Annotated in this window: 12 protein-coding genes; 4 read left to right on the forward strand and 8 right to left on the reverse strand. The window is 59.7% G+C overall.

What is annotated here, in order from left to right; genetic code table 11:
* Positions 1–37: 37 nt before the first annotated feature.
* Together urtA and AM571_RS36295 are read right to left on the reverse strand one after the other, a co-directional pair.
* Complete coding sequence (gene urtA, locus AM571_RS14805; protein WP_074062058.1) at positions 38–1330, reverse strand: urea ABC transporter substrate-binding protein; 1293 nt, start codon at positions 1328–1330, stop codon at positions 38–40.
* A gap of 158 nt (positions 1331–1488) precedes the next feature.
* Positions 1489–1659 carry a hypothetical protein gene (locus AM571_RS36295; RefSeq protein ID WP_155774455.1) on the reverse strand — a complete coding sequence of 57 codons (171 nt, stop codon included), beginning with the start codon at positions 1657–1659 and terminating at the stop codon, positions 1489–1491.
* Between the two features lie 349 nt (positions 1660–2008).
* Here AM571_RS36295 and AM571_RS14810 point away from each other — a divergent pair, with 349 nt between their 5' ends.
* From AM571_RS14810 to AM571_RS14825, 4 genes are all read left to right on the forward strand, one after another.
* Positions 2009–5395 carry an ATP-binding protein gene (locus tag AM571_RS14810; RefSeq protein ID WP_074062059.1) on the forward strand — a complete coding sequence of 1129 codons (3387 nt, stop codon included), beginning with the start codon at positions 2009–2011 and terminating at the stop codon, positions 5393–5395.
* Positions 5388–6305 carry a response regulator transcription factor gene (locus AM571_RS14815; RefSeq protein ID WP_074062060.1) on the forward strand — a complete coding sequence of 306 codons (918 nt, stop codon included), beginning with the start codon at positions 5388–5390 and terminating at the stop codon, positions 6303–6305. The genes AM571_RS14810 and AM571_RS14815 overlap by 8 nt, the downstream gene beginning before the upstream one ends.
* Before the next feature lie 37 nt (positions 6306–6342).
* Positions 6343–6768 (forward strand): GNAT family N-acetyltransferase, encoded by a 426-nt coding sequence (locus tag AM571_RS14820; protein ID WP_074062061.1) that lies wholly within the window; start codon positions 6343–6345, stop codon positions 6766–6768.
* A 139-nt stretch (positions 6769–6907) separates the two neighbouring features.
* Positions 6908–8092, forward strand: coding sequence for an acyltransferase family protein (locus AM571_RS14825; protein ID WP_074062062.1), 1185 nt, complete (start codon positions 6908–6910; stop codon positions 8090–8092).
* A gap of 25 nt (positions 8093–8117) precedes the next feature.
* On the opposite strand, the gene AM571_RS14830 is transcribed toward AM571_RS14825, so the two are convergent.
* The 6 genes from AM571_RS14830 to livM all read right to left on the reverse strand — a co-directional run bounded on the left by AM571_RS14830 (position 8118) and on the right by livM (position 13830).
* The gene (locus AM571_RS14830) at positions 8118–9086 is read right to left on the reverse strand and encodes a 2-hydroxyacid dehydrogenase (RefSeq protein WP_074062063.1); all 969 of its coding nucleotides are present in this window, start codon (positions 9084–9086) and stop codon (positions 8118–8120) included.
* Positions 9087–9212: 126 nt separating this feature from the next.
* A complete protein-coding gene (locus AM571_RS14835; protein WP_074062064.1) occupies positions 9213–10334 on the reverse strand; it encodes a branched-chain amino acid ABC transporter substrate-binding protein in 1122 nt (373 codons plus the stop codon).
* A 120-nt stretch (positions 10335–10454) separates the two neighbouring features.
* Positions 10455–10808 (reverse strand): DUF6867 family protein, encoded by a 354-nt coding sequence (locus tag AM571_RS14840; RefSeq protein WP_074062065.1) that lies wholly within the window; start codon positions 10806–10808, stop codon positions 10455–10457.
* Between the two features lie 24 nt (positions 10809–10832).
* Positions 10833–11561 carry an ABC transporter ATP-binding protein gene (locus tag AM571_RS14845; RefSeq protein WP_074062066.1) on the reverse strand — a complete coding sequence of 243 codons (729 nt, stop codon included), beginning with the start codon at positions 11559–11561 and terminating at the stop codon, positions 10833–10835.
* On the reverse strand, positions 11561–12439 hold the full coding sequence (locus tag AM571_RS14850) for an ABC transporter ATP-binding protein (RefSeq protein WP_074062067.1): 879 nt from the start codon (positions 12437–12439) through the stop codon (positions 11561–11563). Before AM571_RS14850 ends, AM571_RS14845 begins: the two co-directional genes overlap by 1 nt.
* Entirely contained in the window at positions 12439–13830 is a 1392-nt protein-coding gene (gene livM, locus AM571_RS14855; protein ID WP_074062068.1) for a high-affinity branched-chain amino acid ABC transporter permease LivM, read from the reverse strand. The genes AM571_RS14850 and livM overlap by 1 nt, the downstream gene beginning before the upstream one ends.
* Positions 13831–13832: the final 2 nt, after the last annotated feature.

The raw sequence follows: 13832 nt of genomic DNA on the forward strand, positions 1-13832 counted from the left end.
CGGAAGGCTTCAGGCAGTCAACGGACCGGGTTCGTACTCAGGAGCCCTTGCCGCCGCACTTGCCCGTTGCAACGTTGAAGTTGCCGCAGTTCATGGGCTTGCGCCAATCGGAGATCAGGTCCTTGGAGTCCGGCAGGAAGTCGGACCATTCGTCGCCGACGACGGCTGACGTTTCCTGGACTATTTCGAACTGGCCATCGGCCTGGATTTCGCCAATCAGCACCGGCTTGGTTATGTGGTGGTTCGGCATAACGGTGGCATAGCCGCCGGAGAGGTTCGGAACCGTGGTGCCGATGATGCTGTCGAGAACCTTGTCGGTATCGGTCGTTCCGGCCGCCTGGACAGCCTTGACCCATGCATTGAAGCCGATATAGGCGGCTTCCATGGGATCGTTGGTCACGCGCTTGTCGTTCTTGGTGAAGGCGTGCCATTCCTTGATGAACTTCTTGTTGGCCGGGCTTTCGACCGACTCGAAGTAGTTCCAGGCTGCGAGGTGACCGACGAGCGGCTTGGTGTCGAGACCGGCAAGCTCTTCTTCGCCGACGGAGAAGGCGACGACCGGGATGTCGGTTGCCTTGATGCCCTGGTTGCCCAGTTCCTTGTAGAAGGGAACATTGGCGTCGCCGTTGATGGTGGAGACGACGGCTGTCTTCTTGCCGGACGAGCCGAACTCCTTGATCTTGGAGACTTCCGTCTGCCAGTCGGAGAAGCCGAAGGGCGTGTAGTTGACGATGATGTCTTCCTTCGGGATACCCTTGGATACGAGGTAGGCTTCCAGGATCTTGTTGGTGGTGCGCGGATAGACGTAGTCGGTGCCTTCAAGCACGAAGCGCTTAACACCTTCCTTTTCCATCAGGTAGTCGACAGCCGGGATCGCCTGCTGGTTCGGAGCAGCGCCCGTATAGAAGATATTGCGCGAAGACTCTTCGCCTTCATACTGAACCGGATAGAAGAGCAACGAGTTCAGCTCTTCGAAAACGGGCAGGACCGACTTGCGCGAAGACGAGGTCCAGCAACCGAAGACGGCCGCAACCTTGTCCTTTTCGATCAGCTCGCGTGCCTTTTCGGCAAACAGCGGCCAATCGGAGGCTGGATCGACGACAACCGCTTCCAGCTTCTTGCCGAGAAGGCCACCCTTTTTGTTCTGCTCGTCGATGAGCATAAGCATGGCATCTTTCAGCGTCGTTTCGGAGATGGCCATGGTACCGGAGAGCGAATGCAGAACGCCGACCTTGATCGTGTCGGCGGCGGCTGCGGCTCCGTGGAAGGCGGCTGACGCCGCCATGACGGCGCCAAGCGCGGCGCCCGTTACATAGGACTTGAGATTCATCTGGTTGAACTCCCCTCTTCTTGTTCCGCAACAGGCCGGAAACTGAAATTAACCGTTGCTTAAAGAACTATCGGGGGCTGCTGCGCAAAACCGTATACGCAATATGACGTAGGGGTGGGGGCGAAATGGGCAGGTCGGCACGGCAATGGCCTTCAGGGTCACCGCTGCCATGCAGCCGTCGAGGCGCGGGTTAGTCGCGCAGGGCCCATGTTGGCCCAGCTACTGTCCTTGATGGTGAGCGTCACCCCGGTCGGGCCGCAGGCAACGGCTGCCCAATGGCGCTTCAGGCTGGCCTTATCGAAGGTGCCGGTGACGGAACCCGCCTTCAAGAACTCGATCCTCGTTCCCCGGGCACCGTTTTACGTGCCGTAGCCGTCTCGGCGGCAAAGACGTTGAGCCGACCATAGCCTTCCGCGTCGTCGCCGGCCGACTGGGCACTTGCAAGCGACGGCATGACGATCAGAAGAACGAAGAGCGCGGTGGACAACCGGCGATAGCGCAAGACAGACGTCGTGGATTTCCGTATTCCAGGAAGGAATGGCGGACCAATAGGATTTGCGCGTTCCAAAAATATGGATGTTTGGTGAACTTGCGGCGTTGCACCTCTTGCGTTTTCCGTCATTCCTGCCAAAGCTGCCTATTCAATGATCACTTTATCGAGAACGCTAGAAAATAGGCATGGCAGCGCGCCAACGCATTATTCCGGTAAGACGCGAATATAATCGCTGGGTTGCCAACCAGACGCTGGAAGACTATGCGCTGCGCTTCACCGCCAAGAGCGCCCGGCAATTTTCCTCGCAGCGCATCTCGCAGACGGCGATCGGTGCGATTTCCTTTCTCGCGCTCGAAGCGATCGGGGGTGCCATCACCCTCTCCTATGGCACGACCAACGCCTTCTACGCGATCGTCGTCGCCTCGATCGCCATGCTCGCGATCGGTTTGCCGATCAGCCGTTATGCAATCAGGCACGGCGTTGACATCGACCTTCTCACGCGCGGGGCAAGCTTCGGCTATATCGGCTCGACGATTACCTCGCTGATTTACGCCAGCTTCACCTTCATGCTCTTTGCGATCGAGGCTTCGATCATGTCGGGGGCGCTGGAACTGACGCTCGGCATCCCGCTCTGGATCGGCTACATCGTCAGCGCCGTCATGGTGATCCCGCTGGTGACCTACGGCGTCAAGCTGATCAGCAGGTTCCAGCTCGTCACCCAGCCCTTCTGGATCGTGCTCAATATCCTTCCCTTCATCTTCATCGCATTCCTGGATTGGGAAAAGTTCGATCTCTGGCGCGCCTTCGCCGGCATTCGTCACGCTTCGGGCCCGCCAGGTACAGTCGCGGATTTCAACCTGATGGAGTTCGGGGCTGCTTCTGCCGTGATCCTTGCCCTCATGTCCCAGATCGGCGAACAGGCGGACTTTCTCCGCTTCCTGCCACCGGGCGGACAGCGCAAGCTGCGTCATCGCCTCGCCGTCTTTCTGGCCGGCCCCGGCTGGGTCATCATCGGGGCACCGAAGCTGCTTGCCGGCTCCTTTCTCGTCGTTCTGACGTTAAGCGCCGGCGTTCCAGTCGATCGCGCCGCCGATCCGGCGCAGATGTATCTGACCGCTTTCGGCTACATGATCCCCTGGGATATCGGGGCATTGCTGCTGATGGCGGCCTTTGTCGTCGTTTCGCAGTTGAAGATCAACGTGATGAACGCCTATGCCGGCTCGCTCGCATGGTCGAACTTTTTCTCGCGCCTGACCCATAGCCACCCCGGTCGAGTCATCTGGCTTATCTTCAACGTCGCAATCGCCCTTCTTCTCATGGAACTCGGCATCTACCGACTGCTTGAGGAAACGCTCGGGATATTTTCGATCATCGCCATGGCCTGGCTTTGCACGATTTCAGCCGATCTCTTCATCAACAAGCCGCTCGGCCTTGCTCCGCCAGGCATCGAGTTCAAGCGCGCCCATCTCTACGACATTAACCCGGTCGGCCTCGGCGCCATGGGCCTTTCGGCAACGGTCGCGCTGGTTGCGCATTTCGGCGTCTTCGGCGCCGTTGCCGCTTCGCTTGCACCCTACATCACGCTGGTGATCGCGCTCACGGCCTCGCCGCTGATCGCCTGGGCGACGAAGGGCAAGTTCTACCTGGCGCGCAAACCGCGTCACAGCTGGAAGAACCTGACGAACATCACCTGTTCCGTCTGTGAACATCCGTTCGAGCCGGAGGACATGGCCTGGTGCCCGGCCTATGCGGCGCCGATTTGCTCGCTCTGCTGCTCGCTCGACAGCCGCTGTCACGACATGTGCAAGCCGAAAGCGCGGTTCAACACGCAGGTCGGCACCGTCGCCAAGGCCTTGCTGCCGGAGACCGTGATCGAGAAATTGTCGACCCGTCTCGGGCGTTACGGCATTGCAGTGGTTCTGGCCCTGACAGCGGTCGGCGGGATCCTTGCGATGATTGCCCATCAGGTCGCCTCGGCCTCTCCGGAAACGGCGGAGGTCGTCAACGGAACGATCCTGATCGTCTTCTTCGTCTTTTCCGTCATCGCCGGCGTCGTCTGCTGGTTCTACGTGCTGGCCCATGACAGCCGCGTCGTCGCCGAAGAGGAATCGTCGCGTCAAAATACTCTGCTCCTGAGGGAAATCGCCGCGCATAAAAAGACCGACGCAGCGCTTCAAAATGCCAAGGAGGCGGCAGAAGCCGCGAACCGGGCGAAAAGCAGGTATGTGGTGGGCTTGAGCCATGAGCTGCGTACGCCGCTCAACGCCGTGCTCGGTTATGCCCAGATCCTTGAGCGCGACGAGACCATTCCCGCGCCGCGCCAATCATCCATCAAGGTCATCCGCCGCAGCGCCGAACATCTTTCCGGGCTGATCGACGGCTTGCTGGACATTTCCAAGATCGAGGCGGGCCGCCTGCAGGTCTATTCCAATGAAATCAACATCCACGATTTTCTCGACCAGATCGTCGACATGTTCCGCCCGCAGGCGCAGGCCAAGGGCCTTGCTTTCAGGCATGAGCGCTCTCCGTCTCTTCCGCAGTTCGTCCGCACCGACGAGAAACGCTTGCGCCAAATCCTCGTCAATCTGCTTTCGAACGCCATCAAGTTTACCGACGAGGGGAGCGTGACCTTTGATGTGGGCTATCGCAGCCAGGTCGCGACCTTCACCGTTACCGACACCGGTCGCGGCATTGCCGAAAAGGACCTAAGCCGCATCTACGAACCTTTCCAGCGGGGTGAGGCCGAAAGCGTCCGACCCATGCCGGGGCTTGGGTTGGGGCTGACGATCACGCAACTCCTCACCAACACGCTCGGCGGCGAAATTTCCGTCAGCAGCGAGAAGGACAATGGCTCGACCTTCCGCGTTCGCCTGATGCTATTTGCCGTGATGCGCGAAATGGTCGCGCCGCCCCAGGAAAAGAAGATCGTCAGCTATGACGGCCCGCGCCGGACGATCGTCGTCGTCGACGACAACGAAGATCATCGCGAGATGATGCGGGAAATCCTGGTGCCGCTCGATTTCGTCGTGTTGACGGCGGGCAACGGCCCGGATTGCCTCACGCTGATCGAAGGCATTCAGCCGGACCTCTTTCTCGTCGATATTTCCATGCCCGGCATGAACGGCTGGCAACTCGTATCGCGCTTGCGCGAAACCGGCCAGACCTCCCCGATCGTCATGCTCTCCGCCAATATCGGAGACGCCGCGGCCGCGGCCGACAGCGATGGCAGCCACAGCGATGCAATCGGCAAGCCTGTCGATATCAAGCAGCTTCGCGACAAGCTGGCGCTGCATCTTGGCCTGAAGTGGATCTATGCCGACACCGCCCAAACAACCATTTCCGTGGCTCAGCCGCCGATGAAAAGCCCCGGCTGCGCCCATATCGAGGAATTGCTCCGCCTCGGCGAGATCGGCTATATCCGCGGCATCGAAGCCAAGCTCGCAGACCTTGCCAAGGTGGAGGCAAATCAGCCATTTGCGAATGAACTAAGCACCTATGTCGCCGCCTTCGATCTTGCCGGCTTCATGACCTTCCTGCACGGCTTCGACGAAAAGGTAGAAACCATTGGCTGAACCGGCCCTCCCCCGCGATATCGTTCTGCTGGTCGACGACTCCCCCGAGGCGCTGGGGTTCTTGACCGATGCGTTGGAACAGTCCGGTTTTTCCGTACTGATCGCAACCTCGGGCTCCGCAGCCTTGAACATCGTCGAGCGCATCACGCCGGATCTAATCCTGCTCGACGCGGTCATGCCTTCGATGGATGGCTTCGAGACCTGCCGGAAGCTGAAGGCCAATGCGGCCGTCAGCCAGGTGCCGGTGATCTTCATGACCGGCCTCACCGAAACCGAACACGTCGTCCACGCGCTGGAATCGGGCGGGGTCGACTATTTGACCAAGCCGATCAATATCGACGAGCTTCGCGCCCGCATTCGTGTGCATCTACGCAACGCGCGTTCGGCGCAAAGCGCCCGCGTGGCCCTCGACGCTGCCGGACGCCACCTGCTTGCCGTCAAAGGCGACGGTGCCGTTCACTGGTCGACGCCGCAGGCAACCCGCCTCGTCAACGCAGCGACGGGCAGTGACGACGGCATGGACATCGTCACCAATCACATCGCCGATTGGATGAGAACGCGCGCTGCAGCCGGGCGCGATTCAATCATCTCCATCGCCAACGCAGGCCAGGCAACGCTTCAACTCGGTTTCCTGGGAACCATCGGCCCCGACGAATATCTCTTCCGCCTGACCGCCGCCAACCATCGCAGCGACGACGCCGTGCTTCGCCAGCATTTCTCCCTGACCCAGCGCGAATCGGAGGTGCTGCTCTGGATCGCCAAGGGCAAGGCAAATCGCGACATCGGCGAAATTTTGGGACTATCGGCTCGCACGGTGAACAAGCACCTGGAGCAGATCTACGTGAAGCTTGGCGTCGAAAACCGGGCCTCGGCTGCGGTCAAGGCGGCACATGTGCTGCATGAGATGTGAGCGTCAGGTCAGCTTGGCGAGATAGAGGCTGGAGATATTGATCCGGAAGGCTACAGAACGGGATATCGCACGCATCGTGGAAATCCGAAACAGCGTTACCGAAAACAGGCTATCGGATCCCGGCAAGATTACACTCGACGAACTGCGCTGGTTTATTGCAAACCCCGGAATATTCGTCTGGGAACAGCAGGGCGACGTCCAAGGCTTTTGCGCCGGCGACCCGCGCAACGGCAACCTCTGGGCGCTCTTTGTCGATGACGCTTTCGCAAAGCGCGGCATCGGAACGGCCCTTCTTGCCAGGGCCTGCTCGGTCCTGGAGGATGCGGGCCATGATCGCATCTGGCTGACAACAGACCCGGGAACAAGAGCCGAGAGGCTCTATCGTCAAGCTGGCTGGGAACTGATCGGCGAGAAGGACGACGAGCTGCTTTTCGAACTGAAGCTTCCGGGCGGCAGTACTTGATTGGAACGCATTTCATCCATGGCTCAGAACCCGCGACTTAGGCCAGGAGGACTATTTTTACCAAGCTTACGCAGTGATCCTTAAATCCTTTGCGCGTAGGCAAAAGGCACCATAGGCGATTGAACGGCAGGCGGCGGGCATGAAAAGCAGGCTTTACTATGTGGATCGGCTGAGGATCTTCGCCTTTGCGATTCTGCTCGTCTACCATTCGTCGGCGTCCTTCCTGCCCGACATCAACTGGCTAATCCACAGCGACAAGACAAGCACCACGCTTTCGCTCGTCATGGACTTCCCGCGCGCTTGGCGGCTTGCGCTATTGTTCTTTGTCTCGGGCATGGGAGCAGCCTTTACCTTCGGCTCGGCAGGCAGCCTGTCCTTCCTGCGCAAGCGCACGTTTCGTCTGCTGATACCCCTGCTCTTTGCCATGGCCGTGATCGTCGTGCCGCAGGTGTGGTACGAACGCATGTACGAGAACGGCTATCAGGGTTCACTTTTCGAATTCTGGATGACCCGCTACTTCACCGAAGGTCGCTACCCAAGGGGCAACTTCACATGGGCGCATATGTGGTTCGTGGCCTACCTGCTGGTCATGTCGGTGATCTGTTTTCCCATCTTCGGATACCTGGTACGGCCCGGAAACAAGATCGCAGCTTGGTTCGAACGCACCTCGAAAACCGGCTTCGTCTACCTCTTCTTCCTTCTGCCGCTCGCACTCAACCTGGCGCTTTCGCCTTTCTTTCCGAAGCAAACCAATGCCCTCTACAATGACGGCGCGTGGTTTGCCGTTTGGGCAAGCTGGTTCGGACTGGGTTTTCTCATGGCTCGCTATCACAGTGCGCTGATCGAAACGATCATCGGCCGGCGCTTCGTCAGTGCTGCTATCGCCCTTGTGACCAGCGTGCTGCTCTATCGCTACGCCTGGCTGGTGCCGCAGGACCAGTCGATCGGCAGCTACGGGCGAGATACGCCGCTGTTCAAGGCGGGAATCTTCCTGCTGGCCTGGAGCATGATCCTGACGCTCGTCGGTTTTGCTGCCCGTCACTTCAATCGGCCCAGTGAAAAGCTCGCTGCAATGAACCGGCTGGTATTCCCGCTCTACATCGTGCATCAAACCGTGACGGTAGCCGCGCTGTACTATGTCCTACCGCTCGATATGCCGGTCGCCGTGAGCTATTCGGCCGTCACGGCCGCAACGATCCTGCTTTCGGGGCTCTTCGCCGTCTGCGTCGACTTCGTGCCTGGCCCGGCACGCGTCCTGTTCGGCTTGAGCGGTCGTGGCAGGAAGGTTTTAGCAAGCGAGCCCGATCGGCAGCTTTCGCGATAGGTCGTGCTTCGTCCGGAAGACGAAATCAAACGACGCGATCCGGCGGCTCACGCCCGTCGAAGAAGTTCGTAATGTTTTCCACGACCTTCATTCCCATTGCCGTTCGGGTCTCCTGCGTCGCGCTGCCGAGGTGCGGCAGCAGGACGACATTGTCCATCGACTTCAGCTTCTCCGGCACCTGTGGCTCCGCTTCGTAGACGTCAAGCCCGGCGCCGCGGATACTGCCTGTCTCAAGGGCGTTGATCAGCGCCGCCTCGTCGACCACGTCGCCGCGCGCCGTATTGATCAGAAATGCACCTGGCTTCATCGCCGCAAAGCGCGCTGCATTCATCAGGTGCCGGTTCTGTGACCCGCCGGGGCAATGGAGCGAAACGAAATCGGAAGCGGCCAGCACCTCCTCGATCGTCGCCAGTTGGCGAGCCCGGTAGCGCGCAGCCTCCGCGGCATCGATCGTCGAGCGATTGTAAAAGACTACCTCCATCCCGAATCCGAAATGGCAGCGCTGCGCAAAGGCTCGACCGATACGGCCGAATCCGATGATCCCGACCGTCTTGCCGGCCACCTTTGTGCCGATCATGTGGGTCGGACACCAACCCTCCCATGCACCGGCGCGAAGCTGACGCTCACCCTCCCCGCCCCGGCGAGCAACGGCGAGCAGGAGCAGCATGGCGATGTCCGCAGTGCAGTCGGTGAGCACGCCGGGCGTATTGGTGACCAAGATGCCTTTCGCCTTGGCGGCGAAAATATCGATGTGATTGTAGCCGACGCCGAAATTGCCGAGAATTTTCGTGCGTGTATCGCCTTCGAAAACGCTGGCAGGCAGCTTGTCGGAAACGGTGGGAAGGACCGCATCATAGGCTGTCATCGCCTCCCGCATCTGATCGAGACCGAACGGAATATCCTTCTCGTTAAAGGTTGCGTCGAAGCGTTCGGCAAGGGCGGCTTCTGCCGCGGCGGGCCAGCGGCGGGTGACGAGGATGCGCGGTCGGGACATTGGTGCTTCCGTCTCAAGATTCTACGCCTCAAAGAACTAGAGGATGACCGCATGAATTGAAACGCAAAAAGAAAGAAGCCCGGTCTCGACCGGGCTTCCGTAAATCGCACTGGCGTGAAGCGAAGCTTACATGGTCTGCGGGAAGTAGCTGTACTTGCCGTCCGGACCCTTCTTCCATTCGTACATGATGTAGCCTGGAATCTTCGGGTCGCCCTTTTCGTCGAAGGAGATATCGCCGAGAACCGTGGGGAACGGACCCTTTTCCTTCATCGCGGTTGCGACGGCTTCCGGATCGGTCGAACCGGCCGCCTTGGCAGCACCGGCGATCGCCTGCAAGGCAGCGTAGGAGTAGAGCGTGTAAGCTTCCGGGTTGAAGCCGGCAGCCTTGAACTTTTCAACGAGTTCCTTGTTGGCCGGGTTGAGCGTCGGATCCGGGCCGAAGGTGTTCAGCGTTCCGGCAACTGCGTCGCCAGCGATGGAAGCAAGTTCGTTCGAGACGATACCGTCGCCGGAAACGAGCGTTGCCTTCAGGCCCTGGTCGGCAGCCTGACGGATGATGAGACCGGCCTCGGTGTGCAGACCGCCCCAATAGATGATCGACACGCCGGCTTCTTTCATCTTTGCGATGAGGGCGGAGAAGTCCTTGTCGCCGACGTTGATGCCTTCATACATGGCTTCGGTAACGCCAGCAGCGTTCAGGGACTTCTTGGTCTCGTCGGCAAGACCCTGACCGTAAGGTGTCTTGTCATGAACGACAGCGATCTTGGCGTCCTTGAAATGATCGGCAAGATACTTGCCGGCAATTGCGCCCTGCTGGTCGTCACGGCCGCAGGTACGGAATGTGTTCCACAGGCCGCGCTCGGTGAACACTGGGTTCGTTGCGGCCGGGGTGATTTCGAGGATGCCGTTTTCAGCATAGACTTCAGACGCCGGGATCGAAACGCCCGAGTTGAAGTGGCCGATCACGAACTTCACGCCGTCAGCAACGAACTTGTTGGCGACCGAGATGCCCTGCTTCGGGTCCGAAACGTCGTCACCGAGTTCGAGCTTGATCTGCTCGCCGTTGATGCCGCCTGCGGCGTTGATATCAGCGGCTGCCTGCTCGGCACCCTTCTGAAGCTGAGCGCCGAACGCAGCGTTCGGGCCAGTCAGAGGACCGCCGACGCCAATGAGAATGTCGGCCCAGGCGTTGCCGCTGAAGGCGACCATCGCCGTCAGCGCCACTGCCGACAGAAGAGATTTCTTCATATTCTTACTCCCAATTTTTGGGCGGGTTCCGGTCCAAGACCCGGCGCATTACCCACCATTGACTGCGCCAGGAAAGCTGTTCCACTCTGAAGGCAATTCATGCCTAGATTCAACGGACTGTCAATGTTTGTCCTTCCACGAGAACGCGGAAGTTTTTTCGTACAGCCAGTAATAGTTGTTGACCATCTGATTGGTGCGGCGATAGCGGAAACCCACTGTCGAGAAGACGAGCAGCAGCACGAAATCGATGACGTAGAAGAAGGCGCTGAGCATCGGCCCGTTGAAGAGCGCATGATGCAGGAACTGCATCACCCAGGCGAGCAGGAAGGTGTACACGACCACCTGCGGATAGTTGCTCCAGTTCTCGGCTGCCGCTTTGCCGGCGCGCCATGCCGTCCAGAACCCGATCAGCACGACCAGCCCGCGGATGACCATCCGCACGCCCGTATCCGGTTCGAAGAAAAGTCCCTGCATATCAAACTCTCCCTTCTGCCCGGCTCAATGTCTTCCGCCTTCGAGATAGGCGGCACGGACTTCCGGATTGGCGAGCAGTTCCTTGCCGGACCCGCTCATCGTCACCTTGCCGTTCACCATCACGTAAGCGCGGTGAGAGAGCTTCAGGGCAGCGAATGCATTCTGCTCGACCAGGAAAACGGTGAGGCCCTCCTGCTCGTTGAGCTTCTTGATCGCCTCGAAAATACCCTTCACGATCAGCGGCGCGAGACCGAGCGACGGCTCGTCGAGAAGCAGGAGCTTCGGGCGCGCCATCAGCGCACGGCCGATCGACAGCATCTGCTGCTCGCCCCCCGAAAGCGTGCCACCGCGCTGCGCGTGGCGTTCCTTCAGGCGCGGGAACAGTGTGAATATCTTCTCGACGTCCTCGTTGAAATATTTGAGGTTGTCGAGGCCCGCACCCATCTGCAGGTTTTCCGTGACGGTCATGCGCGGGAAAATGCGGCGGCCTTCCGGCGACTGCGCAATGCGAAGCCGCGCGATGTCGTGCGTCGGCATGCGGGTGATGTCGCGCCCTTCGAAGATCACCGCGCCGGTGCGCGCCTGCGGGCTGCCGCAGATCGTCATCATCAGCGTCGACTTGCCGGCGCCGTTGGCGCCGATGAGGCTGACGATCTCACCCTTGTTGACGTCGACATCGATGCCCGCGAGCGCACGGATATTGCCGTAATAGGTTTCGACGCCCTGAACCTTGAGAAGCTGTTCGCCGGCCATCAGTTTGCGCCCCCTTCGAGGCTCTCGACAGTTGCGATGACCTCTTCCACTTCCTTGTCCTCGACACCGAGATAGGCCGCGATGACCCTCGGGTCGTTCTTCACATGACCCGGCGTGCCGTCGGAAATCTTCTGCCCGTATTCGAGCACCACGACATGGTCGGAGATTTCCATGACCACCGACATGTCGTGTTCGATGAGCAGGATCGACGTACCGGTGTCGGCGCGAATTCCCTGCAGCAATGCGTTGAGGGCCGCCGATTCACGCGGATTGAGGCCGGCGGCGGGTTCGTCCAGGCAGAGCAATTCCGGCTCGGTGCACATGGCGCGAGCGATTTCAAGACGCCGCTGCGCGCCATAGGGCAGATCGCCTGCAGGATCGTCGGCGCGGCTGATCAGATCGGCCTTTTCCAACCAGAAGCGTGCGAGCTCGATGGATGCTGCAGCCTCCTTCCGGTAGGGACCGATGTTGAGCAGGCCGAGGATCGTATAGCCCGATGCCTTCATCAGCTTGTTGTGCTGGGCAACGAGCAGGTTCTCAAGAACTGTGAGGCCCGAGAACAGGCGGATGTTCTGGAAGGTACGCGCGACCCGGGCTTCCTTGGTGATGCGGAAATCCGGCAGGCGCTCGAGCAGGTACTGCTTTCCGCTCTGCTGGTTCAGCGTGATCATTCCCATCGTCGGCTTGTAAAAGCCGGTGATGCAGTTGAAGACGGTCGTCTTGCCGGCGCCGTTCGGGCCGATCAGCGCGGTAATGTCACCGCGCTTGGCTTCGAAGGACAGGTCGTTGATGGCCATGAGGCCACCGAACTTCATCGACAGATGCTCGACCTTGAGAAGGGTATCGCTGGACATTGTCGTCATTTTTGCGGGGCTCATCAGCCGTGCCCCTCCTTGATAAAGCTTCCGGAAACTGCTCTGCGCTCTTTGAGGAAGGCAGTCGGTTCACGCGAGCCGACGAAGCCGCGCGGCTTGAACAGCATGACGACAACCATGGCGAGGCCGAAGAGAAGCATGCGGTAGAGTTCCGGCGTGAAATCCGGACCGAAGACGGCTTTCAGGAAGTCCATCTCGCGCAGCAATTCCGTGCCGCCGACCATGACGAGCGCAGCAATCGCGATACCGGTCAGCGAGCCCATGCCACCGAGAACGACGATGGCCAGAATGACGGCAGACTCCAGGAACACGAAGGATTCGGGAGAGACGAAACCCTGGCGCACTGCGAAGAACGAGCCTGCAAAGCCGCCGAACATCGCACCCATCGCAAAGGCTGTGAGCTTGGTCGTGACCGTATTGATGCCCAGAGACCGGCAGGCGATTTCGTCTTCGCGCAGCGCTTCCCAGGCGCGGCCGATCGGCATGCGGCGAAGCCGGATCGTGACATAGGCCGTCAGCATGCAGAGGGCCAGGATCAGATAGAAGAGGAAGATCTTGTAATAGGCCGACGACATCGGAAGGCCCATGAGCTTGGCAAAGCCGCCCGACGTCGCATCGAAAGGAATGCCGAACAGCGTCGCCTTCGGGATGCCCGATATGCCGAAGGTACCCTTGGTCACGGCCGTCCAGTTGATGAGCACGAGACGGATGATCTCACCGAAGGCGAGCGTCACGATGGCAAGATAGTCGCCGCGCAAACGCAAGACGGGGAAGCCGAGGATGACACCCCAAAGCGCCGCCAGGATGCCCGACATCGGCAGCAGAAGCCAGAAGGACAGGCCGAAATAGCTGGACAGCAGTGCATAGGAATAGGCACCGACCGCGTAGAAGGCGACGTAACCGAGGTCCAGCAGACCGGCAAGGCCGACGACGATGTTGAGGCCCCATGCGAGCATCACATAGATCAGAATCTGGATACCGAAGTTGTCGACCCATTTCAGCGAGCCCTGCGCGCCTAAAGCTGCGTAGATGACCACCGGATAGAGCAGAAGTGCAACCAGCGCGATTTTCAGGAAATGCTGGCGGAGAAAACCCTTTTCGGCCGAGATGTCGAGCTCGCCGTGCTTTGCCTTGGCAAGCTTGCGCTTGTCGATGTTCGGCTTGACGAAAACGACAATGACGAAGCGGCTGATCGCAGCGATCGCCACGAAGATCGCGAGCAGGCCCCAGCGCTGAACGATGATGAGTTCGTTGTTGATGTCCTGATCGGTCTTGAGACCGACGTAGAGAACGAACAGACCGAGAGAAAGCAGGGCCGCGAAGAAGGCTTCCGTAAGTCCTTTCTGGACAAGCCCGGGTGCGGGCTTGCCAGCAGAATTTTCGATGTTTGCCATGA

Source organism: Rhizobium etli 8C-3 (assembly GCF_001908375.1).
Lineage (GTDB): Bacteria > Pseudomonadota > Alphaproteobacteria > Rhizobiales > Rhizobiaceae > Rhizobium > Rhizobium etli_B.

Bases quoted from the DNA above. Each gene is read 5' to 3' on its own strand.
- urtA (WP_074062058.1), bottom strand. From the start codon at position 1,330: ATGAATCTCAAGTCCTATGTAACGGGCGCCGCGCTTGGCGCCGTCATG.
- AM571_RS14810 (WP_074062059.1), top strand. From the start codon at position 2,009: ATGGCAGCGCGCCAACGCATTATTCCGGTAAGACGCGAATATAATCGC.
- AM571_RS14825 (WP_074062062.1), top strand. From the start codon at position 6,908: ATGAAAAGCAGGCTTTACTATGTGGATCGGCTGAGGATCTTCGCCTTT.
- AM571_RS14830 (WP_074062063.1), bottom strand. From the start codon at position 9,086: ATGTCCCGACCGCGCATCCTCGTCACCCGCCGCTGGCCCGCCGCGGCA.
- AM571_RS14835 (WP_074062064.1), bottom strand. From the start codon at position 10,334: ATGAAGAAATCTCTTCTGTCGGCAGTGGCGCTGACGGCGATGGTCGCC.
- AM571_RS14840 (WP_074062065.1), bottom strand. From the start codon at position 10,808: ATGCAGGGACTTTTCTTCGAACCGGATACGGGCGTGCGGATGGTCATC.
- AM571_RS14845 (WP_074062066.1), bottom strand. From the start codon at position 11,561: ATGGCCGGCGAACAGCTTCTCAAGGTTCAGGGCGTCGAAACCTATTAC.
- AM571_RS14850 (WP_074062067.1), bottom strand. From the start codon at position 12,439: ATGAGCCCCGCAAAAATGACGACAATGTCCAGCGATACCCTTCTCAAG.
- livM (WP_074062068.1), bottom strand. From the start codon at position 13,830: ATGGCAAACATCGAAAATTCTGCTGGCAAGCCCGCACCCGGGCTTGTC.